Genomic DNA, 20,924 nt, shown 5'->3' on the forward strand with positions numbered 1-20,924 from the left:
CCTTCTCAGAACGCGGAGTTGGCGAACCAGTGGGTCAGCAGGTGCTCGTCGCCCTCGTGGGCGAAGGCCTCTGCCTGGTAGGGCAGTCGGCCGTAGACGAGGAGGAGCAGGTCGGCCGCGGTTCCCTGGACGGTCGCGTCAGTGGGGGCCGCGGTCGGGTGAGCCGGGTCGAGCCCGAAGCCGTCGGGTCGCAGGCGGACGACCCAGCCGTCGTCCCCGTCGGTCGTGCGGAAGCGGATGGTCGTGTCGGAGCCACGGAGGTCGGCCACCTTGGGCGCGAAGAAGGTGGCGAAGGGCAGATTGACGAGGAACTCGTCGATCCCGTCCACCGCGACCGGGCGGTCGATCGTGGGCCGGAGTCCGAGTGCGACCTCGGCGTCGGCCCGGTGCAGCAGGGTCTCGAAGAGCATCCGGCGTGCCCAGAATCGGGCGTGCTGGTCGGCGCCCCAGGCCCACATCGGCAGGTCCGGGTCGGTGACCGCGAAGGCGTCCGCGGCCACGGTCGCGCTCTCGGCCAGCCAGTCGATGTATCCGTCCTCCTGGCCGGGGAGCTGAAGGTCCACGTCACGCGTGCGCGGGGGTTCCTGGATGCGCGCCCGCAGCAGGACCGAGAACCAGCGGTGGACGCTGCCCGTGTGCCTGACCAGGTCGGCCAGCGTCCAGCCGGGACAGCTGGGCACCGCCGTGGCCAGGTCGGCGTCCTTGACCGCCGCGACGAACCGGGCGGTCTCCGCCGCGACCGCGGTGCGGTGATCGACCGTGGTGGCAGCGGGCGCGTGCTGGGTGTGGTCGGACGTCGTCATCGTGACATGCCTTTCGGAGACTGCGGGTTCAAGGAGACTGCGGGGTCAAGCAGACGGCTGGGTGAGGACTGCTTTGTCGTGGCTGAACCTGTCGATGATTCCGGACGGCGGCAACGCCTGGAGACAGTGGCAGAGCCAGAAGACAGCGACAGCGCCTGAAGCACGGTCACACGAGCTCGGCACCGGCCTCCGCCTCCGCAAGCCCCGCCGTCGAGGAGTCCGCGACCTTCCTCGGCACGGACGTACGAGGGGCGTGCGACGACTTGATGCCGACGAGGGCCACGGCGACGACCAGGCCGAAGGCCGCTCCGGCGATCACGAAGGTCGTCGTGAACTGGCTCTCCTGCGGCAGCGCGGGCCCTCCGCCCGGCAGCGGGATGGTCTTCGACGCCAGCAACGAGGTGATCACCGCGCTTGCGACGGCGCTGCCGACCGAGCGGGAGATGGAGTTGATGCCGTTGGCGATACCGGACTGGTGGGCGGGCACGCCGGCGACGATGAGCGCGGGCATGGCGGCGTAGCCGAAGCTGATCGCCAGGCCGATGACCATGCCGGCGCCGATCACCGAGGCCGTCACATCGTGCGCGACGCTCAGCCACGTGAAGCCGAGCACTCCGAAGCAGGCCCCGGCGGCCAGGGTGAAGCGCGCACCGAGCCGGCGCACCAGGACCCCGCCGAACTGGGCGCCCACGAGCGAGACGAGTGTGGTCGGCAGCAGATACACCACGGACGCTTCGAGCACGGAGGCGCCGAATCCGTAGCCGACGACGCCTTCCGGCATCTGGACGAGATACGAGACACCGATGAACTGGGCGAACATCGCGAAGCCCAGCAGGAGCCCGGCCAGGTTGGTGAAGAGAACGGGCCGGTGGACGAACATCTTCATGTCCACCATGGGTTCCTTGACCCGGCGCTCGGCGACGACCCACACCACCGCCATGAAGACGGCCCCGGCGAAGGAGCCGAGCGTACGGCCGGACATCCATCCCCACTCGTGTCCTTGCGAGACCGGCAGAAGCAGCAGCACCAGCAGCATCGCCAGGGTGCCCGCGCCCAGCCAGTCCGTGCGCCCGCCCGTGGTCGTCCGGGAAGCGGGCACGGTGAACAGCACACCCGCCAGCGCCATCACCGCGAGCACCACCGCGAGCCAGAAGACCCGGTGGTAGTCGGGGTCGGAGCCGCGGGTCAGAAGCCCGGCGCCGACCAGCGCGAGTCCACTGCCGAACGCGAGCGTGCCGCTGACCAGGGCCATGGCGCCGTGCAGCTTCTCCGGCCTGATCTCCTCACGCAGGATGGAGAGGGCGAGCGGGAAGATCGCGGTGGCCGCACCCTGCATCACTCGGGCGACGATCAGCCACGTCAGCGAGGTGGTGGTGGCGGCGAGCACCGAGCCCGCGATCATCACGAGCAGCACGCCCACGAGGGTGGGCTTCTTGCCGTGCTGGTCACCGAAGCGGCCGAGCAGCGGTGTGAAGACCGCGGCCGACAGAAGCGTGGCGGTGGTCACCCAGCTGACGTTGGCCGTGGTCGCCCGCAGGTCGCTCTGGATGATTCCCAGGATCGGGACGACGAGCGTCTGCATCATCGAGACGACCATCGCGGCGAGGCCCAGCACCAGGACGACCGCGGTGTCGGCTGACTGTCTCCGGGGCGCCGTCTTCTGCGCGTGAGGCACGGATCTCTTCCCTACGTGAGAGCTCGACGAACTACTTGAGAACATCGACGCTTGAGAACTTCAAGTAATGGCGAGACCGTAGCCATCAATATTTGAGATCGTCAAGTTTTCAGGCGTAAGGTGACGCTCATGACAGCACCCTCTCGCGTCGACACCTCCCGGCTCATGGAGCTGCTCTCGGTGTCCCTGGCTGCCTACTACGGCGACTTCACGGTCGCCGCCGCGAGCGAGAACCTCACGGCCAGCCAGGGCAAGACGCTCAACGTGCTGCGCCGGGGACCCGCCTCCATGAGCACACTGGCCACCACGCTGACCTGCGACGCCTCCAACATGACCGGAATCGTCGACCGGCTGGAGAAGCGCGGTCTGGTGCGCCGCGAGCCGAGCCCCTCCGATCGGCGCGTCAAGAACGTCCTGCTCACCGAGGAGGGCGAGCAGGTCATCGACGCGATCCGCGGGAAGATGAACAAGACGCTGGCCGGGCTGAGCAGACTCAGCGAGCAGGAGCAGGACACTCTGTACGCACTGCTCGAGCGCGCGTTCGCCTCTCAGCCCACCACCGCCTGACGGTCTTCTCAGACGCCGACAGGTTCGCCGGGACCAGGGACCGTACGGAACCGGAACGGCTCCGGATCGCGGCCGGGCTGGATGAACCAGCACTCCCCCGTGCCGTCTCCGGTGAGGATCCGCAGCACGGTGTCCGCCACGACCTCGGCCGGAATGACCGACAGCCCCTGCTGGGAGAGCATGTCGCGCAGCGGATCGATGATCCGCGACTCCGCGAAGCCGGGGCAGACAGCGTTGAAGCGTACGTTGTCCGCCGCGAGAGCCGGCCCCAGGGAACGGGCAAGCCCTACGACCGCGTGCTTGTTGGCCGCGTACAGAGGATCGAGCGGTACGGCGGCCAGGCCCGCCAGGGACGCGGTCGCCACGATGGCCCCTCCCCCGCGGGCCCGCAGCGCCGGCAGCACCGCATGGGTGCCGAAGACCACGCCGTCGAGGTTGGCTCCCATCGCCCGACGGTAGCGTGCCAGGTCGAAGTCCTCACCGACGCCGCATCCGGTCGCCACCCCGGCGTTGAGCAAGGCGATGTCGACGCCGCCGTACTGCTCCTGGGCGAAGTCCACCAGCGCGCGGTTGGCGTCGGGATCGGAGACGTCGCAGGCGCGGAAACGGCCGCCGGCCAGGCCGGCCACCTCGCGGCCGCCCCGCGCGTCGAGGTCCGCGACGACCACGCGTGCCCCCGCCTCCGCCAGCGCCAGTGCCGTGGCCCGGCCCAGTCCACTGGCACCGCCGGTGACGATCGCCACCTTGCCCTGGAGCGCGGCGCCCTCCGCCTGTCCCGGCCGGGCGGCGACGGCGCTCTCGACGGCCGTCATGCCAGCTCCAGGACGAGCTTGCCGACGTTCTCCCCGCGGAAGAGCATCCCCAGCGTCTGGGGGAAGTCGTCCACGCTCCCCTTCACCACATGCTCCTTGACCTTGATGCGGCCGGCCCCGATCCAGGCGGAGATCTCCTGCGCCGCCTGCGCGTAGCGCTTGGCGTAGTCGAAGACGACGAAGCCCTCCATGCGGGCGCGGCGCACCAGCAGCGAGAGGTAGTTGGAGGGGCCCTTGACCGGCGTGGCGTTGTTGTACTGGCTGATCGCACCGCAGACCACGACCCGCGCGTGCATCGCCAGCCGCGTCAGGGCCGCGTCGAGGATGTCCCCTCCGACGTTGTCGAAGTAGACGTCGATGCCGTCGGGGGCCTCCCGGCGCAGCGCCTTCCTGACGTCCTCGGCGCGGTAGTCGATGGCCGCGTCGAAACCCAGCTCGTCGACGAGCATGGCGCACTTGTCCGGGCCTCCGGCGATGCCCACGACCCGGCAGCCCTTGGCCTTCGCGATCTGGCCGGCGATCGTGCCGACCGCCCCGGCCGCTCCCGACACCACGACGGTCTCACCGTCCTTCAGCGCCCCGACGTCCAGCAGACCGAAGTAGGCGGTCATGCCGGGCATGCCCAGCGCGCCGAGATACGTCGAGGGCGGGGCGAGGGAGGTGTCGATCTTCAGGGCACCCTTGCCGTCGGAAACCACGTACTCCTGGACGCCGAACGTGCCGACCACGTGATCGCCCGGGTGGAAGTCGGGGTGATCCGACGCGGTGACCTCGATGACCGACCCGGCGCGCATCACCTCGCCGATGCCCACTGGCGGCAGGTAGGAGGGACGGTCGTCCAGCCAGCCCCGCATCGCCGGGTCCAGGGAGATCACGCGCGTCCGGCCCGCGAATCGGCCCGGGCCCGGCTCGTCCACGGGCCCTGCGAAATGCTCCCAGTCCTCGGGCTTGACCTCGCCCACGGGGCGGGCTGCCAGACGGATCTGGCGGTTGGTCGCAGACATCGCGCCTCCTGTCGTTCACGGCTTCCGCCGCAGGGTACCGACCAGTAGGTATGCCTGGTGCATGATGTTCGCCACACGCCGGCACGCCGCCCGCCGACCTGCACCCAGAGAGCCGTACCGACCCCGAAACGTGACCCGCGACGACCTTATGGGCATTCCAACCAGTCGGTATTGTGCGCCGCTCACAGCCATCGCCGTAGCGGAAGGCCCTGCGATGACATTCGCCGACGAGAACCGGTATCCACCCTCGGACACGGGGTGGCCGCCGCCCCACACCGAGCACCAGCGGTACGGACACAACGCCCCGCGGTACGAGCCGTACGGGCAAGCCCCCTGGACCGAGTCGTACGGGCATGCTTCGTGGACCGAGCCGTACGGACAGGCTTCCTGGGACGAGCCGTACGCGCACGAGACCCAGCGGCCCCACGCCGACCTCGCCGCCCTGCGCTCGGCCTACCGCGCGCTCCGCCGGATCTCCACCCTCACCGCGCTCGGCTCCTTCGTGGTGTATGTCGTGCTGTCCTGCTACGCGCCCGGCCTGATGGGGGCCAGTGTCGCCGGGGAGCTGAGCCTGGGAATGGCCCTGGGGGTCTTCCAGCTCGTCGTCACCTTCGCGGCGGTCTTCTGGTACGGACGCAGCGCACAGCGCTCGGTGGATCCGTTGGCCCTGGCCGTCAGGGAGCGGGCGGTCCCCGCCGGCCGGAACGCGGGGACGGCGAGATGAACGACTTCAGCTCCGGGACGCATGCTGTCGTCCTGGTCCTGTTCACCACGCTGGTCACCGTCACGCTGATGATGTGCGTGATGGCGGGACCGGAACGCGACGATCTGACGAACTTCTACACCGGCTACCGCTCGCTCACCCCGCTCAAGAACGGCCTGGCCATCGCGGGCGACTACATCTCCGCGGCCACGGTCCTGAGCACCACGGGCATCATCGCGCTCGCCGGTTACGACGGCTACGTCCTCGCGGTCAGCACGGCCCTGTCCCTGGTCCTGCTGATGTTCCTGCTGGCCGAACCCCTGCGCAACGCCGGCCAATTCACCATGGGTGACGTCCTGGCCCGCAATATGCCCGGGCGGGCGGTGCGGGTCGCCGCCTGCGTCGTGACGCTCTCGGCGACCGTGCCCTTCCTCGTCGTCCAGCTCTCCGGGGCCGGGTCACTGCTCACCTTCATCCTGGGCATCCCGCACATGGCGGGCGCCAGGACGGCCTGCATCGTCATCGTCGGCAGCCTGATGATCATTTACGCGGCGCTCGGCGGTATGCGGGGCACCGCGCTCATCCAGATGATCAAGATCGTGATCCTGATCGGCACCAGTTTCGTCGTCGCCGCTCTGGTGCTGAACCGATTCGACTGGAATCCCGGCGACGTCCTCAGGGCGGCCCAGCAGGGCAGCGGCGCGGGCCCGGCCTTCCTCCAGCAGGGCCTTCAGCTGGGCACCTCGGCCGTCGACCGGCTGGACTTCGTCGGTCTCCAGATCACCGTGGTCCTCGGCGTGGCCTGTCTCCCCCACATCACGATGCGTCTGTACTCCGCGCAGGACGTGCCGGCCGTGCGTCGCTCCATGTCGTGGGCGGTCGGCACGGTCACCACCTTCTGTCTGCTCGTGATCGTCATGGGTACGGGCGCGGCGGCGCTGGTGGGATCGCGGTACATCACCGCGGCCGACCCGCAGGGCCGGACGTCGGTGCTCATGCTGTCGCAGGTGCTCGGCGGAGCCTCCTCCGCGGGCACGACGATTCTCTACTCGGCCGTGGCGGGCATGGTGTTCATCACCCTGCTGTCGTCGGTGGCGGGGATGACCCTGGCCGCGGCCTCCTCGCTCGCCCACGACCTGTTCGCCCACGCGGCCCGGCGGGGACAGGCCGAGCCGCGTACGGAGATGACGGTGGCGGCGTGGACGAGCGTGGGCGTGGGAACCGTGGCCATCGGGCTCGCCACGCTCGTCCAGAACTGGAACGTCGGTGTGCTGACCACTCTGGCCATCTGCGTGGGCGCGTCGGCGGTGGCACCCGCGCTCACCTACTCCCTGTTCTGGCGCGGATTCACACGCACCGGCCTGCTCGCCACCCTCTACGGCGGTGCGGCCTGCGCGTTGCTGCTCATGATCTTCTCCAAGGCCGTCTCGGGCACACCGTCCGCCGTCTTCCCGAACGCCGGCTTCGACCTGTTCCCGATGCAGTCCACCGGGCTGATCTCCATCCCGTTCGGCTACCTGGCCGGGTGGCTGGGCAGCCGCCTGGACCACCGGCGCCGCGCCGCCGACAGCCGGGTGAACCGGCGACTGTACGACGAGAGCGAGGCACGGCTGCTCGCCGCAGCGGAATGACCGCGGCCTGAGAGGGTCAGGTGAGCATGCCGGTCAGTGACTGCTCGGTCCACACGGTCTTGCCCTCGCGGGTGTAGCGGGCGCCCCACCGTTCGGCCATCTGCGCCACCAGGAACAGGCCGCGCCCGCCCTCGTCGGTCGTACGGGCGCGGCGCAGGTGGGGGGAGGTGTGGCTGGTGTCGCTGACCTCGCACACCAGGGTCCGTTCGCGGATCAGCCGCAGAGTCGCGGGGCCGCTCGCGTACCGGTACACGTTGGTGACCAGTTCGCTGGCGATCAGCTCGGTGGTGAACGCCAGATGCTCCAGACCCCATTCGGTCAGCTTGGCCGAGGTCAGCGCCCGTGCGCGGGCGGCACTGGCCGGCTCCGGCGGCAGCTGCCACGAGGCGACGTCGTCCTGCGGCAGCGTGCGCGTACGGGCGATCAGCAGGGCGACGTCGTCGCTGGGGCGCGACGGTACGAGCGAGTCGACCACAGCCTGGCATGTTCGCTCCAGGGCGTCCGCCGGGCGGGTGAGCGCCGCGCACAGTTTGGACAGGCCCGCGTCGAGGTCGAGGTGGCGTTCGCCGATGACGCCGTTGGTGTACAGGCACAGCAGGCTTCCCTCGGCCAGTTCGACCTCCCGGGCCTCGAAGGGCAGGCCGCCCAGGCCGAGCGGCGGGCCGGCGGGCAGGTCGAGCGGTGCGACGTGTCCGTCCGGAGTGGTCACCACGGGCGGCGGATGGCCGGCGCGGGCCACGGAACACCGCCGCGAGACCGGGTCGTACACGGCGTACAGGCAGGTGGCGCCGACGACCTGCTCGCCCACGGGCCGTTCGCCCGCCGCCTCCTGTTCGACGGCCAGCAGGTTGACCATGTCATCCAACCGGGAGAGGACCTCGTCCGGTTCCAGGTCGAGGCTCGCCAGGGTGTGTACGGCGGTCCGCAGCCGGCCCATGGTGGCGGCTGCGTGGATGCCACGTCCCACCACGTCGCCGACGACGAGGGCGACCCGGGCCCCGGACAAGGGGATCACGTCGAACCAGTCGCCGCCCAGGCCCGGAGCCGCGCTGGCCGGCAGATACCGCAGCGCCACCTCGACGGCCGGCTGGTCCGGGACCGCCCGGGGCAGCAGGCTGCTCTGCAGGGTGAACGCGGTCTGCTGTTGCTGGGTGAAGCGCCGGGCGTTGTCGATGGCGACGGCGGCGCGCGAGGCGAGTTCCTGGGCGAGGGTGAGATCGTCCGCCTCGAAGGGGTCGGGGCGGCGCGAACGCCACAGGGTCATCACGCCCAGCACCATGCCGCGCGCGGCGAGGGGTGCGACGATCAGCGAGTGGACGCCCAGGTCCGGAGCGTGGGCTCCCTGGTGGCCTTCCGTCGAGAGCCAGTCGGGCGGCAGCACCGGTTCCAGGACGGGCCGCCCTTCGGACAGGCACCTGGCCTGGGGTGAGTCGGGCGCGAAGTCCACCGGCTCGCCGTAGGGGTGCGGTGGGCCGGGTTGCTGGGCCCCCACGCTGCTGGCGCCGAGCCGTACGACGGGCCCCGCCAGGGCCGGTGCCAGTTCCTCGCCGCGCGTCACCGGCTGGAGCAGGTCCACCGACGCGTGGTCGGCGAGGTGGGGCACCATCACCTCGGCGAGTTCCCGGGCGGTCTCCGCCACGTCGAGGGTGGTTCCGATACGGCTGCCGGCCTGGTCGAGGAGCGCGAGCCGGCGCTGGGCCCGATGACGGTCGGTGATGTCCTCGATCATCTCGGCCACGCCCAGGATGCGGCCCGCGGGATCCTCCATGCGGAAGGACGAGACCAGGGCGACCCGTTCCCGTCCCGGATCCTGCTCCAGGCGGACGAACTGCTCGGAGTAGACGAGCGGTCTTCCCGTCTCCATCACCTGGCGCACCCGGTCCAGGGCCTTGCGTGCGTCGTCGGGGATGAGCATCTGTCCGCTGGGCAGCCCTTCGAAGCCCGCCGCGGGGACGCCACTGAAGCGTTCGATGGCCCGGTTGACCCTGAGAAGCCTCAGGTCGGTGCCGTGCACGACCAGTCCGATCGGGCACTGACGGTACAGACCGTCGAGGACCGCACGGTCCCGCTGCCACTCCAGGACGTCGGCCGCGAGTGCCCCGGCCAGGAGCCACTCACAGGTCTGGCCGTCGCGGGAGAGCGCATGGGCCCTGAGCCCCATCTCCACGAGCCGCCCGTCGCGGTGGCGCACCTTCAGCAGCCCGAACCAGCCGCCGGCCTTTCTGCATTTTGCCGCGGCCTCCCTGGCGGCCGGCATTTCGCTCGGGCCGACAAGAAACTCGAAGGCCGGACGACCGATCACGGCCGTGTCCGGGTGGCCGAGCAGCTCCTGCGCCCGCTGGTTCCATCCGACCACGACTCCCCGGTCGTCGAGCACCGCCAGGGCGACGAGGTGCAGGGCGAACGGATCGTCGTGGCTTTCGCTGAACTCCGTCATCCGCTTCTCCACCGCTGTACCGGGACAGTCCCACTCTGGCAACGTCCGTAGCCAGCCGCTACGGGACCGCGCCATGAACAGGGCCCGCCGGGCCGCGCGGGGGTGTCCTCAGGTCGCGTGCCGCCAGGGCCCAGCTGAGCTCCACAGCGGTATCCGCACTGTCCAGGCCGACACCGGTCAGTTCCTCGAACCGGCGCAGCCGGTAGCGGACGGTGTTGACATGGACGTGTGCGCTGCGTGCGACCTCGCGGATGTGCCGCCCCTTCTCCAGGTATCCCCGCACCGACTCCTCAATGAGCGCTCCGAACTCACCCTCCGCCTCCAGTGGGCGCAGATAGCGGTCGATCAGCAACTCGGCGAGTTCCGGTTCGGAGACGACGGCCACCCGCCAGGACAGGTCGCTCGGCCGGGCGGGCGTCGCGCTCGGCCTCGTTCACCCGCATACCGCTCGGGCGCCAGGGCACCGCCCGGGAGGTGGCGGAAGCCGTCACCTTCCTGCTCTCCGAGCGGGCCTCCTACATCACCGGGCAGAGCCTGGTGGTGGACGGAGGGCTGAACGCCGTCTGAGCACGGGGCCGCCGGCATGGATGCCGCCTGTCCGCTCCCCCTCGGCTGACGGGGCAGGGGCGGGGGCGGTCCCGAGGGTCAGGGCATCGACCGGGACCGCCCCCGCCGGCTCACTTCGCCAGCGGGCCGAACTCCTTGCGGGTGTCAACCGGCTTGCCGAACAGCTGCCACCGCTCGCCCTTGAACCGCATCAGCTGCATCGTCTCGATCGGGAAGGCGTCGTCCTGGCCCGTGGACAGGGTGACCCCGGGCAGCAGCAGGCCCACCTTCACGTCCTTCAGGTGGCGCACCGCGTCCCGCAGCCCTTCCCTGGTCGGACACTTCATCGCGTCCAGGGCCTGGTGCAGGCTGGAGGCGACGGCCCAGCCGTAGGCGTTGAACTGGTTGGCCGGGTCGGCGTCCGGTGCGTACTTGTGCAGGGCATCCGTGTACGTCTTCATCTCGGGGTCCTTCGCCCACTGCGGGTCGGCGGGGTCCTTGAAGTACGTCGCCGAGACCACACCCTGGACGTTCTTGAACCCGACGGGCTGGAGCACGGCCGCGGACGAGGACACGTTGTTGACGATGTGCAGCGGGTTCCACTTGGTGTTCTTGGCGTCGGCGGCGAGGGCCTGGCTGCCGAACTTGGGAGTGGTGATGTTCAACAGCACGTCGGCCTTGGAGCGTGCGAGGCTCGCCATCTGTGCCGACACGGACGGGTCGGTGACCTCGTAGCTCTCCTCGGCGACCACCTTGATGCCACTGCCGGCGACGGCCTTCTTGAACCCGCCGAGCAGGTCCTTGCCGAAGTCGTCGTTCTGGTAGAGGACCGCGACCTTGGCGTTCGGCTTCTCCTCCTTGAGGTACTTGGCGTACACCCGGGCCTCGGCCACATAGTTGGGCTGCCACCCGATGGTCCAGGGGTGCTTGTCGTCGCTGCCCCAGACGGAGGCACCCGTGGCGACGAACGGCTGCGGCACCTTCTGCTTGTTGAGGTAGTCCCACACGGCCGCCGTGGACGGGGTGCCCAGCGTCTGGAACACCGCGAAGACCTTCTCCTGCTCGACGAGTCTGCGGGCCTCCTCGACCGCCTTGGGCGGCTGGTAGCCGTCGTCACGGACGACGAACTGCACCTTGCGGCCGTCTATGCCGCCCTTGTCGTTGACGTACTTGAAGTAGGCGGCGACGCCCTTGCTGATCGTGCCGTACGCGGAGGCCGGTCCCGACAGCGGGTAGATCCCGCCCAGCTTGATGGTCTTGTCCGTGATGCCGGTGGTCTGCTGCCCCTTGCACGCGCCATCGGCGGCGGTGTCCTGGGGGGCCTGCCCTCGCTGGCTGCTGCAGGCGGTCGCGGTGAGCAGGGCGGCGGTGGCGGCTGCGACAGCCCGCAGAGCGGTGGTCTTACGCATGTGATTCAGTCCTTTTCCGTGCGGGGCGGGGCGCCCACGGGTTCGGCGTCGGCTACTGCGGGGTCCGCAGGGGTGAGGGTCGCGGAGGGTCCGGTCTCGGCCTGCGCGTTCGGCTCCGGATCGGGCGCGGATTCGTTCTCCGGCGTCCGGTCGACGGCGGTGGCAGTGGAAGTGGCTGCGGTACGGGGCAGGCGGCGGGCGACGGCGCCCAGGACACGGCCCGGCAGACCGGCCAGTCCCGTCGGGGCCACGAACATCACCGTGATGATCAGCAGGCCGAACACCACTCCCGGCGCGGCCTCGCTGAGGTCCTGGGAGACGCTCGGCACATACATCACGAACGCCGCGCCCAGCAGGGGCCCGTACAGCGAGCCGAGCCCTCCGACCACCAGGCCGGCCAGCAGGGTGATGGACAGCACGAAGCTGAAGGAGTCGGGCGAGACGAAGCCGATCACCCAGGTGTACAGACACCCGGCGACCCCCGCGAACATCGCGCTCCACGCGAAGGCGAGCGTCTTGTGCATGGACAGCCGTACGCCCATGACCTCGGCGGCGCTCTCGTTGTCCCGTACGGCGAGCAGGGCCCGGCCGACCCGGGAGCGCAGCAGGTTGCGGGCGAGCAGCAGGGCCGCTGCGGCGACGGTGAGGACGACGAAGTACATCCATTGGTCCTCGGCGAGACCGCTCCACGCGGGTGGCTGCAGCTTGTCCACGGTCAGGCCCATGGAGCCGCCCGTCACCGGTTCGAGCCGTTTGAGCAGGGGCGGCAGGAACACCGCGAAGGAGAGGGTGACCAGGGCCAGATACAGCCCGCGCAGCCGCAGCGCGGGCACTCCGAACCCGAGGCCCAGCAGGAAGCATCCGGCGGCCGCGACCGGAAGCGTGGCCAGGTGGCCGGTGTCGTACCGGTCGAGCATGACCGCCGCCGAGTAGGCCCCCGCCGCGAAGAACGCGCCGTGCCCGAGCGAGATCTGCCCGCCGAAGCCGACCAGCAGGTTCAGCCCGGCCAGCGCGACGGCGTACAGCAGCACCATGGTCAGCTGGAAGACCTGGAACGGGGCGAAGTAGAACGGTGCGCCGCAGGCGACCGCCAGCGCGAGCAGCGCGGTGAGGGCGGCTCGCAGCCGCCGGGCCCGGCCGGTGCCGAGTGCCGTGGTGAGGGTGCTCATGCGCGCTCCACCGCCGCCCGTCCGAACAGGCCCTGGGGCCGCGCCAGCAGCACCGCCAGAATGATCACGAGGGGTACGCCCACCTTCAGATCGGCACCGACCACGTCGACGTACGCCCCGGTCAGCGTCTCGGCGACGCCCACGAACAGGCCGCCGACGACCGCGCCCACGGGGCTGTCGAAGCCTCCCAGGGTGGCCGCGGCGAAGGCGTAGATCAGCACCCCGCCCATCATGTTGGGCTCCAGGAACAGCAGTGGGGCGACGAGCACGCCCGACACGGCGCCGACCGTCGCGGCCAGCCCCCAGCCGAGCATCAGGACCCGGCCCACCCGGATGCCCGACAGCCGTGCGGAGGCCGGATTGCAGGCGACGGCCCGCATCACCAGGCCGATGGAGGTGTGCTGGAACAGCAGATACAGCAGGCCCATCACGCCGGCCACCACGCCGAGGATCCCGAGCGTCGACCAGTCCACGCGTACTCCGGCCAGGTCGAGCCCGCCGTCGGGGAACTGCTGCGGGAAGTCCTTGACGGTGAACGACCAGATGAGGCCGGCCAGCGCGTTGACGAAGATGAACAGGCCGACGGTGACGATGACCACCGTCAGCTCGGGCGCGCCCTGCACGGGGCGGATGACGATCCGCTCGACCAGCATGCCGCCGGCGAAGGACACCGCGAGGGTGACCGGCAGCGCCAGCCAGAACGGCATCCCGGATGCCATCAACTGCCAGGCGACATACGTGGAGAGCATGGCCAGCTCACCCTGCGCGAAGTTGACGATGCCCGTGAACCGGTGGATCAGTACGAGGGCCAGAGCCAGGCTGGCGTACACCGCGCCGGAGCCCAGTCCTTCCACCAGTTGCTGGAGAAAGTCGGTCACGGCGCTCACCCGGCCTTGCGGGAGCCGAGGGAGACACCGAGGTAGACCTCGGCGACCTGCCCGTCCTCGCGGATCTGCCGGGCCGGCCCGGACAGCACCAGGCGGCCGGCCTCCAGTACGTGCGCCCGGTGCGCGATGTCCAGCGCGAGCTGGGCGTTCTGCTCGACGACGACCACGGTGGTGCGTTCCTCCTCGTTGACGGCACGGACGATTTCGAACAGCTCACGGGTGACCAGTGGCGCGAGGCCCAGGGACGGCTCGTCGAGGAGCAGCAGCGAGGGCCGCAGCATCAGGGCCCTGCCGATGGCGAGCATCTGCTGCTCCCCGCCGCTGAGGCTGCCGGCGGCCTGCCGCGAGCGTTGGCGCAGTTTGGGAAAGTGGCCGTAGATCCGCTCCAGGTCGGCCGCCACGGCCGCCCTCTCGGCGCGGCTCCGCCATCCGGAGCCGGTGCGCAGGTGGGCGCCGATGCGCAGGTTCTCCTCGACGGTCAGCTCGTTGAAGGTGCCCCGTCCCTCGGGCACATGCGCCACGCCGAGCCGGGCGGCCTGTTCGGGCGAACGGCCCAGCAGTTCCGTGCCGTTCAGGGTGACCGAGCCGCGGCCGCGGACCATGCCGCTCAGCGCCCGCAGTGTCGTGGTCTTGCCCGCGCCGTTGGGTCCGAGGATCGCGCAGACCTCGCCCCGGGCGACGGAGAAGTCGAGGCCCTGGAGGACGCGGGCCTGGCCGTATCCGGCGTGCAGTGAGGACACCTTCAGGAAGTCCGGTTCCGCAGTCGGGGCATCCGGCTGCGTGGTCTCAGTGGTGGTGGGCTCGCTCATGCGGCCACTCCCAGGTACGCCTCGACGACCGCCGGATCGCGCTGGATCTCCTCCGGCGTGCCCTCGGCGATCTTGCGGCCGAAGTCGAGGCAGACCACCTTGTCGCACAGGCCCATCACGAACCCCATGTGGTGTTCGACCACCACGAGCGTGAGGTCGAACTCCTCACGCACCGACCGGACCAGGTCCGCGAATTGGCCGACCTCGCCGTGGCTGAGCCCGTTGACGGGTTCGTCGAGCAGCAGCAGCCGGGGCCGTACGGCGAGGGCCCGGGCGAGTTCGACGCGTTTGAGCGTGCCGAACGGCAGCCCGGCGGCGAGGTGGTCGGCGACGTCCGCCAGACCGAGCCGCCGTAGCAGGTCGTCCGCCTGATCACACAGTTCCCTCTCCTCCCGCCGGACGCGGGGCAGCCGGAGCGCCGCGGCGAGGTGTCCGGTGTGCCCCCGGCTGTGGGCGCCGACCATGACGTTCTCCCGGACCGTGAGCTGCGGGAAGAGGCCCAGGTTCTGGAAGGTGCGGGCGATGCCGCGCCCGGCCACGGCGTGCGGAGGGAGGGTCAGCAGGTCCTCGCCCTCGAACCGCACGTCTCCCCCGTCGGGGGTGCAGCGCCTGGTGAGGCAGTTGAACAAGGTGGTCTTGCCGGCTCCGTTCGGTCCGATGAGCCCTACGGCGGTGCCCGGCTCGACGGTGAACGCGACACCGTCAAGTGCCGTGATCCCGCCGAAACGCACGGTGATACCGTCGACCGCGAGCATGAGTGACGCCCCTTCCGACGTTCTGGGGGGTGGGAGAGCGTCACAGTAGGTGGGGGCGTTCGGGGCGCACATTGGGTGCGAGCACCCAACTTCCCGGCCGTCGGACTGTGCGCCGCGCACAGATAACGCTTGATGTCTCACTCCGAGCCTGTTGACTGAGCACGAGGCGGGCGGCGACGATCGGCACCATGCCGCACGGGCCCGCTCCGGGCGCTCCCCTGCTTTCCGAACCGCTCCGCCGGGAGCGGTGGCGGATCCTGCACGCCGTCCACGACCGGGTCGAGGAGGTGGCGGACACCGCCGTGGGGGTGATGCGTGCGGAGATCCCGTCGTACGCACTGCAGGACGAACGCTTCTTCGCGGACGTACGGGAGCAGGTGCTCGAGCACTACCGGATGCAGTTGGCGGCGCTGGCCGGGGATCGCGGTATCGCCCCCGAGGACCTGGTCTTCAGCCGCGCCGCGGCCATGCGGCGGGCACGGGCCGGGTTCGCCCTGGAGGACTGGATCAGTGCCTTCCGGGTCGGCCGGCAAGTGCTGTGGGACGCGCTGCTGGACTGCGCCGGCACGTCCGCCGAGGCCCAGCAGGCCGCGCTGTCCCTGGTCACCCCGCTGATGCGGTACGTCGACTACGCCAGCACCCATGCCGCGCAGGCCTACGTCGAGTACCAGCAGCACGTGGTGGCGGACGCCGACCGGGAGCGCCGGGACCTTCTTGACCAGCTCCTGGCCGGCGTGGCACCGACGCGCGGTCCGCTGTCCGCCGCCGCGCAGGCGTACGGCATCGGGCCGCACTCGCCGATGATGGCGGTCGTGGCGGTGTGTGTGGGCGACACCCGCACCGGGGACCTCACGTCGGCCGAGCACGGGTATGCGACCACCGCGTCGATCAGCGTGGCCGGGCCGTGGGCGGGCCGGACCCTGGTCGTCGTACGCCACGAAGAGGTGGTGGCCGTGCCCGTGGTCCGGGCCGGCATGACCGCGGACGACATATGCGCCCACTTCGAGGCCGTGCAGCAGCGGCTCGCGCGGGGCGGGACCATGCTCTCCATGGGGATCAGTACGGTCGCGCAGGGCGCGTGTGAACTGCCGCGCGCGTACGAGGAGGCGCGGGCAGCCCTTGACCTGGTGCCGAGCGGGGGCGGGGTGGCTGCGCTGCCGCGGCTTTCCCCCTTCGACTACCTCGCGCTGCGGGCCGACGACCTGGCCCGTCAGCTGGTCGATCCGCGGGTGCGGGTGCTGCTGGAGGAGGACCGCAGGCGGGGCGACACGCTGGCCGCCACCATTCGGGCCTTCGCGGACGCCGACCTCAATCTGCGGCTGGCCGCCGACCGGCTGCGGGTGCATCACAACACGGCGCACTACCGGTTGCGCCGGATCGAGGAACGCACCGGCCGCAATCCGCGCCGGATCGCCGACCTGCTGGAACTACTGGTCGCCCTCGCCATCCGCGACGGCGCCAGGGAAGGTGAGGAGGGCCGGTGAGCGGCATCGTGGAGTCCGCCGGAACCGAGGCGGCACATCAACTGTCGGGCGAGCAGGGAGAGTCGGCCCTGTCGGAGGGGCACGCGGAGCAGAACGGAACCGTCCGGCGTGCGCTGCTGGATGCCGCGCTGGAGGTGTTCACCGAGCGCGGTTACACCGACGCCGGCCTCACCGAGATCGCGGCGCGCTCCGGCATCCCGGTGGGCAGCCTCTTCCAGCACTACGGCGGCAAGCGAGGGCTCTACCTGGCCCTGTGGGAGGAGTTCCGGGAGGAACAGGAGCGCAGGACCGCGGCCACGCTGGCCGCCGAGCGCGGCCGCGGTGTGGACGACCCCATTGCTCTGTTCGTGGCGGGAACCAGGGCGTATCTGGAGGGCGCCTGGGACAATCGCAGGCTCGGCATGCTCCTCGTGGAGGACGACGGCCCCGCGGGCTTCGACGCGCTGCGCCGCCAGTGGGACCGCGCATGGGTACGGCGCAACGCCCGGCTGCTGGAGGTGGACGAGCGACGACGTGCCGGCCGGGTCCGGGTGAGTGTACTGACCACCGTCATCGGCGGGGCGGCGCGCGAGCTGGGCGATTGCCGGGATGAGACGGAGGCCCGGGAGATAGTGGACGAGGTGTGCGGCATCCTGATCCATCTGTCGGCACCGCCCGGCCCGTGACCAGCAGAAGAAGAGGAGTCGCCAGCCATGTCGCTCGCCCGCGTCCACAACTTCTCCCTCTCGCTCGACGGCTTCGGCACCGGTGAGGGTCTGAGCCGGGAAGCGCCGTTCGGCCACGCCGGTGAAAGGCTGCACCAGTGGATGTTCGCCACCCGGTGGTGGCACGAGATGACCGGCGAGCCGGGCGGGACCAGCGGCCTCGACGACGCCTTCGTGCGGCAGTTCACGCCCGGGATCGGCGCCGAGATCATGGGCGCCGGGAAGTACGGCTACCCCGGATGGCACGAAGACGAGGAGTGGAAGGGCTGGTGGGGGCCCAACCCGCCCTTCCACACACCGACCTTCGTCCTCACCCGCCACACGCGCCCGTCGATCGAGATGGAGGGCGGCACGACCTTCCACTTCCTCGACACATCGCCCGCCGAGGCGCTGGAGACGGCCCGCGAGGCCGCCGGCGGCCAGGACGTACGCATCGGCGGGGGACCCACCGTGATCCGCGACTTCCTCGCCGCCGGGCTCATCGACCATCTGCACGTCGTGGTGGTCCCGATCCTGCTCGGCCGGGGCGTACGCCTCTGGGACGGACTGGAGAGCGTCGAGAAGGACTACCGGGTCGAGGCCACCTCCTCGCCCAGCGGGGTCACGCATGTGACGTTCAGCCGCGCAGGTCTCTGAACCGCCTCCGTGCAACACGCCTCAGATGCCGATACCGGCTCCTTGCCTGAACGGGACCGCGTCACCCAGGAGTTGGCCGCCGTCGATCACCATCGTCTCGCCCGTGATCCAACTCGCCGCGTCCGAGACGAGAAAGGCGACCGCCGAGGCGATGTCGGCATGCTCCCCGATACGCCCCGGTGCCGTCGAGGCGGAGACGGCCTGCTCGTGCTCCTTCCACAGGGCCTCGGCCGGCTTGGTGCGCACCACACCGGGTGCCACCGCGTTGACGCGGACCTTCGGTGAGACTTCCAGGGCCAGTTGCCTGGTGAGATGGATCAGTGCGGCCTTCGACGCGTTGTAGAGGCCGATGTTCGCCTCGAAGGCCATTCCGCCGACCGATGCGTGTTGACGACCGCGCCTCCGTGCCGGCCCATCCAGGCCCGGGTGACCAGGCCCGTCCACAGGACGGGAGCCCACAGGTTCACACCGAAGGTCTTGGCGCACCGGCCGTGGTCCTGGTCGATGACGGGCCCGAAGGCCGGGTTGGTCCCCGCGTTGTTGACGAGGATGTCCAGGCTGCCGAACCGTTCGAGCGTCAGCTCGACACAGCGCCGGGCCGCCTCCTCGTCGACCGCGTGGGCCCCGACGCCGACCGCTGTGCCGCCGACCTGGGCCGCGGCGGCGTCCGCCGCCTCCTGGGAGCGGGAGGTGAGGACGACGTTCGCGCCGACTGCGGCGAGGGCCTGCGCCACGCCAGCCCGATACCGCGTGAGGCACCCGTGACGACGGCGGTGCGGCCGGTGAGATCCGGTCCGGCCATGTCAGCTCACCACTGCCGCGTCGCGATACTGGCGCAGTCATGCTTGGCGATGGCCCGCTTGTGGACCTCGTCGGGACCGGTCAGCCAGCCTCAACGTCCGCAGGTGGGCGTACATCATCGCCAGCGGAAAGTCCTCGGTCACGCCCGCAGCGCCAAGGTCGACCCGGCCGCCACCGCCTGGCAGGCCACCACCTCCTATCTGCCCACCGCCAACTCCACGGTGGTCTCGGAGAAGGTCATAGTGGGCAGTCAGCCCCTGGCGTGCCCGAAGTGTCTGATCGCGCCGACCAGCGCGGTGTCCAACGCCACGTGTGCGACGACCCCGTCGGCGAAGGGCTGCCGACTGCTGGACTTTCTGTACTCCAGCACCACCACGGCCACCGACACGGCCTTCGGCGAGTACGCCGGAACAGTGAAGGAGATCAAGCAGTGGTCCACCGAGCCGGGCGCCTCGGCGGCCACGGCCAAGACTGTGCAGTGGTACCACTACGATGGCACCGGACACCTGCGCAGCACCTGGAGTCGCGAGATCAGCCCGGCGACGCTGACCGAATACAGCTACGACGCCGCTAACCGGCTGGTCGGCGGCCACCCGTCGGCTGGGCCCGCCGGTCAGTCGACGCCCTCGATGATGCGGAAGTCGCGCTCGAAGCCGTCGGGGAGGGCCACCAGCGCCTTCTGGTAGGCCTCGCTCGCGTAGGCCGCGACGGCCTGTTCAAAGCTGTCGAACTCGATCAGAACGACGCGTTGCGTGATTCCGGCCTCGTGAGCGACGACTCGACCCCCACGGGACAGGGTGCGCCCGCCCCCAGCCCGGACAGCCGGACCGGCCAGCTCGAAGTAGGCGGTCAGGCTCTCAGGGTCGGAGGTGGCGGGGTAGACACTGGCCCAGTAGCCCTTAGCCATGGAAACCTCCTGTGTTCGACCGGACAGGTCCGACTTCGAATTGACACTCGGATCGATCGATCCCGGCGATGGGTAATGCGGTCGGTTGGATCGTCATATGCGCAGGCTAGGGCTTGATGCGTGGCCGGGGGAAAGACCGGTTCGACATAGACTCAGAACGCATCGTTATCAATCGACGGGGAGGGCATGTGGCGCCGGACACGGTGAGCCTGCGGTACTTCCTGGTGCTGGCGCAGGAGTTGAACTTCACCCGCGCGGCCGCACGGATCGGTATCGCACAGCCCGCACTCAGTGCCCGGATGCGCCGATTGGAGGCGGAACTCGGTACGAGCCTGCTGATGCGCAACACCCGCAGCGTCGAATTGACCCCGGCCGGTGCGGCTTTGGCGGAGTCCGCGCCGCCCGCGCTGGCGGCGCTGGACCAGGCATGGGACGCCGCCCGGAAAGCAGGGGCCGGGGAACTGGGCACGCTGCGCATCGGATACAGCCTCAGCACGGGGGCCGAGACGACACCGGCCCTGGTGGACAGGCTCATGCGCAGCAGCCCGGGACTCGAGGTCGGCGCGCTCCCGATGGTGACACCGGAGATCTCGCCCGCGGTCGCCGACGGCCGCATCGATGCCGGGATCACCCGCGGTGAACAGCCGGGTCGTGGCGTGCGCCGGTTCCTGCTGCGGCGTCAGCGCGTCGGGGTCCAACTGGCGCAGCATCATCCACTGGCCGAACACCCGGAGATCGAGATCGCCGATGCGGCCGCGTATCCGCTGCGGCTGCCCGGCCGTACGGCCAACCCCGTGATCCACGATCAGCTGTCCGCACTGTTCCGCGACGCCCGACCAGACCTCCGGTTCCACACGCCCGCAGTCTCTTTCGACATGTCTCAGCGTGACCTGCGCGACGGGCTCACCCTCGCGCCGGCCGGTGAAGCCGCGGCCACGACATCACCGGCCGGCCTCACGTGGCGACCACTGCTGGGCGCACCCCCCTTGACGATCCACCTGGTCCTCCCGCGCGTGCCGTCACCACTGCACCGCCGCATCCGTACCGTCGCCAAAACCCTGGCGCACGAGCTGCACTGGCTGCCGGACTGACGCACATCAGGTCACGCGAGACGGACGCCGACCGTGGCGAGGCCCATTCACCAGCACGGATCGCCTCCGAGATCAATAACAGCGCCAAGTCCAG

Annotated in this window: 21 protein-coding genes and 1 pseudogene; 9 read left to right on the top strand and 13 right to left on the bottom strand. The window is 70.3% G+C overall.

What is annotated here, in order from left to right; translation table 11 throughout:
* Positions 1–5 precede the first annotated feature (5 nt).
* Complete coding sequence (locus ACWC1K_RS29210; RefSeq protein ID WP_450835687.1) at positions 6–803, bottom strand: maleylpyruvate isomerase family mycothiol-dependent enzyme; 798 nt, start codon at positions 801–803, stop codon at positions 6–8.
* 166 nt (positions 804–969) lie between these two features.
* Positions 970–2,478, bottom strand: coding sequence for an MFS transporter (locus ACWC1K_RS29215; RefSeq protein WP_450835689.1), 1,509 nt, complete (start codon positions 2,476–2,478; stop codon positions 970–972).
* Positions 2,479–2,607: 129 nt separating this feature from the next.
* Here ACWC1K_RS29215 and ACWC1K_RS29220 point away from each other — a divergent pair, with 129 nt between their 5' ends.
* The gene (locus tag ACWC1K_RS29220; protein ID WP_450835691.1) at positions 2,608–3,045 is read left to right on the top strand and encodes a MarR family winged helix-turn-helix transcriptional regulator; all 438 of its coding nucleotides are present in this window, start codon (positions 2,608–2,610) and stop codon (positions 3,043–3,045) included.
* A gap of 8 nt (positions 3,046–3,053) precedes the next feature.
* Here ACWC1K_RS29220 and ACWC1K_RS29225 read toward each other — a convergent pair whose 3' ends face one another.
* Both ACWC1K_RS29225 and ACWC1K_RS29230 read right to left on the bottom strand, forming a co-directional pair.
* On the bottom strand, positions 3,054–3,857 hold the full coding sequence (locus tag ACWC1K_RS29225) for an SDR family NAD(P)-dependent oxidoreductase (RefSeq protein WP_450835692.1): 804 nt from the start codon (positions 3,855–3,857) through the stop codon (positions 3,054–3,056).
* Positions 3,854–4,861: an NADP-dependent oxidoreductase gene (locus ACWC1K_RS29230; RefSeq protein WP_450835694.1), complete on the bottom strand. Its 1,008-nt coding sequence runs from the start codon at positions 4,859–4,861 to the stop codon at positions 3,854–3,856. The genes ACWC1K_RS29225 and ACWC1K_RS29230 overlap by 4 nt, the downstream gene beginning before the upstream one ends.
* A gap of 214 nt (positions 4,862–5,075) precedes the next feature.
* On the opposite strand from ACWC1K_RS29230, the gene ACWC1K_RS29235 reads away from it, so the two are divergent.
* Together ACWC1K_RS29235 and ACWC1K_RS29240 are read left to right on the top strand one after the other, a co-directional pair.
* Positions 5,076–5,585: a DUF485 domain-containing protein gene (locus ACWC1K_RS29235; protein ID WP_450835695.1), complete on the top strand. Its 510-nt coding sequence runs from the start codon at positions 5,076–5,078 to the stop codon at positions 5,583–5,585.
* Complete coding sequence (locus ACWC1K_RS29240; RefSeq protein WP_450835697.1) at positions 5,582–7,195, top strand: sodium/solute symporter; 1,614 nt, start codon at positions 5,582–5,584, stop codon at positions 7,193–7,195. The genes ACWC1K_RS29235 and ACWC1K_RS29240 overlap by 4 nt, the downstream gene beginning before the upstream one ends.
* Before the next feature lie 16 nt (positions 7,196–7,211).
* Here the strand turns inward: ACWC1K_RS29240 and ACWC1K_RS29245 are convergent, their stop codons facing one another.
* Complete coding sequence (locus ACWC1K_RS29245; RefSeq protein WP_450835698.1) at positions 7,212–9,632, bottom strand: SpoIIE family protein phosphatase; 2,421 nt, start codon at positions 9,630–9,632, stop codon at positions 7,212–7,214.
* Between the two features lie 58 nt (positions 9,633–9,690).
* Entirely contained in the window at positions 9,691–10,017 is a 327-nt protein-coding gene (locus ACWC1K_RS29250) for a helix-turn-helix domain-containing protein (RefSeq protein ID WP_450835700.1), read from the bottom strand.
* On the opposite strand from ACWC1K_RS29250, the gene ACWC1K_RS29255 reads away from it, so the two are divergent.
* Positions 9,957–10,199 (top strand): SDR family oxidoreductase, encoded by a 243-nt coding sequence (locus ACWC1K_RS29255; RefSeq protein ID WP_450835702.1) that lies wholly within the window; start codon positions 9,957–9,959, stop codon positions 10,197–10,199. The genes ACWC1K_RS29250 and ACWC1K_RS29255 overlap by 61 nt on opposite strands.
* Before the next feature lie 110 nt (positions 10,200–10,309).
* Here ACWC1K_RS29255 and ACWC1K_RS29260 read toward each other — a convergent pair whose 3' ends face one another.
* From ACWC1K_RS29260 to ACWC1K_RS29280, 5 genes are read right to left on the bottom strand one after another with little or no spacing between them, the layout of a single operon-like run.
* Entirely contained in the window at positions 10,310–11,587 is a 1,278-nt protein-coding gene (locus tag ACWC1K_RS29260) for an ABC transporter substrate-binding protein (protein ID WP_450835703.1), read from the bottom strand.
* Positions 11,588–11,592: 5 nt separating this feature from the next.
* Positions 11,593–12,756, bottom strand: coding sequence for a branched-chain amino acid ABC transporter permease (locus ACWC1K_RS29265; RefSeq protein WP_450835705.1), 1,164 nt, complete (start codon positions 12,754–12,756; stop codon positions 11,593–11,595).
* On the bottom strand, positions 12,753–13,634 hold the full coding sequence (locus tag ACWC1K_RS29270) for a branched-chain amino acid ABC transporter permease (protein WP_450835707.1): 882 nt from the start codon (positions 13,632–13,634) through the stop codon (positions 12,753–12,755). Before ACWC1K_RS29270 ends, ACWC1K_RS29265 begins: the two co-directional genes overlap by 4 nt.
* Positions 13,635–13,639: 5 nt before the next feature.
* A complete protein-coding gene (locus ACWC1K_RS29275) occupies positions 13,640–14,452 on the bottom strand; it encodes an ABC transporter ATP-binding protein (RefSeq protein WP_450835709.1) in 813 nt (270 codons plus the stop codon).
* Positions 14,449–15,207, bottom strand: coding sequence for an ABC transporter ATP-binding protein (locus ACWC1K_RS29280; protein WP_450835711.1), 759 nt, complete (start codon positions 15,205–15,207; stop codon positions 14,449–14,451). Before ACWC1K_RS29280 ends, ACWC1K_RS29275 begins: the two co-directional genes overlap by 4 nt.
* A 188-nt stretch (positions 15,208–15,395) precedes the next feature.
* Between ACWC1K_RS29280 and ACWC1K_RS29285 the strand changes: the two genes are divergently transcribed.
* The 3 genes from ACWC1K_RS29285 to ACWC1K_RS29295 are packed head-to-tail and all read left to right on the top strand — an operon-like array spanning position 15,396 to position 18,031.
* Positions 15,396–16,691 (top strand): PucR family transcriptional regulator, encoded by a 1,296-nt coding sequence (locus ACWC1K_RS29285; RefSeq protein ID WP_450835713.1) that lies wholly within the window; start codon positions 15,396–15,398, stop codon positions 16,689–16,691.
* Positions 16,688–17,356: a TetR/AcrR family transcriptional regulator gene (locus ACWC1K_RS29290; RefSeq protein WP_450835715.1), complete on the top strand. Its 669-nt coding sequence runs from the start codon at positions 16,688–16,690 to the stop codon at positions 17,354–17,356. Before ACWC1K_RS29285 ends, ACWC1K_RS29290 begins: the two co-directional genes overlap by 4 nt.
* Positions 17,357–17,383: 27 nt before the next feature.
* On the top strand, positions 17,384–18,031 hold the full coding sequence (locus tag ACWC1K_RS29295; protein ID WP_450835717.1) for a dihydrofolate reductase family protein: 648 nt from the start codon (positions 17,384–17,386) through the stop codon (positions 18,029–18,031).
* A 21-nt stretch (positions 18,032–18,052) separates the two neighbouring features.
* On the opposite strand, the pseudogene ACWC1K_RS29300 reads toward ACWC1K_RS29295, so the two are convergent.
* Positions 18,053–18,765: pseudogene (locus ACWC1K_RS29300) on the bottom strand (SDR family oxidoreductase).
* Positions 18,766–18,936: 171 nt separating this feature from the next.
* On the opposite strand from ACWC1K_RS29300, the gene ACWC1K_RS29305 reads away from it, so the two are divergent.
* Positions 18,937–19,518 (top strand): hypothetical protein, encoded by a 582-nt coding sequence (locus tag ACWC1K_RS29305; protein WP_450835719.1) that lies wholly within the window; start codon positions 18,937–18,939, stop codon positions 19,516–19,518.
* On the opposite strand, the gene ACWC1K_RS29310 is transcribed toward ACWC1K_RS29305, so the two are convergent.
* The gene (locus ACWC1K_RS29310; protein ID WP_450835721.1) at positions 19,446–19,739 is read right to left on the bottom strand and encodes a DUF1330 domain-containing protein; all 294 of its coding nucleotides are present in this window, start codon (positions 19,737–19,739) and stop codon (positions 19,446–19,448) included. The two genes, ACWC1K_RS29305 and ACWC1K_RS29310, sit on opposite strands and share 73 nt — an antisense overlap.
* 116 nt (positions 19,740–19,855) lie before the next feature.
* Between ACWC1K_RS29310 and ACWC1K_RS29315 the strand changes: the two genes are divergently transcribed.
* On the top strand, positions 19,856–20,830 hold the full coding sequence (locus ACWC1K_RS29315) for a LysR family transcriptional regulator (protein ID WP_450835723.1): 975 nt from the start codon (positions 19,856–19,858) through the stop codon (positions 20,828–20,830).
* The last annotated feature ends 94 nt before the right edge of the window (positions 20,831–20,924 follow it).

Source organism: Streptomyces sp. NPDC001492 (assembly GCF_053597275.1).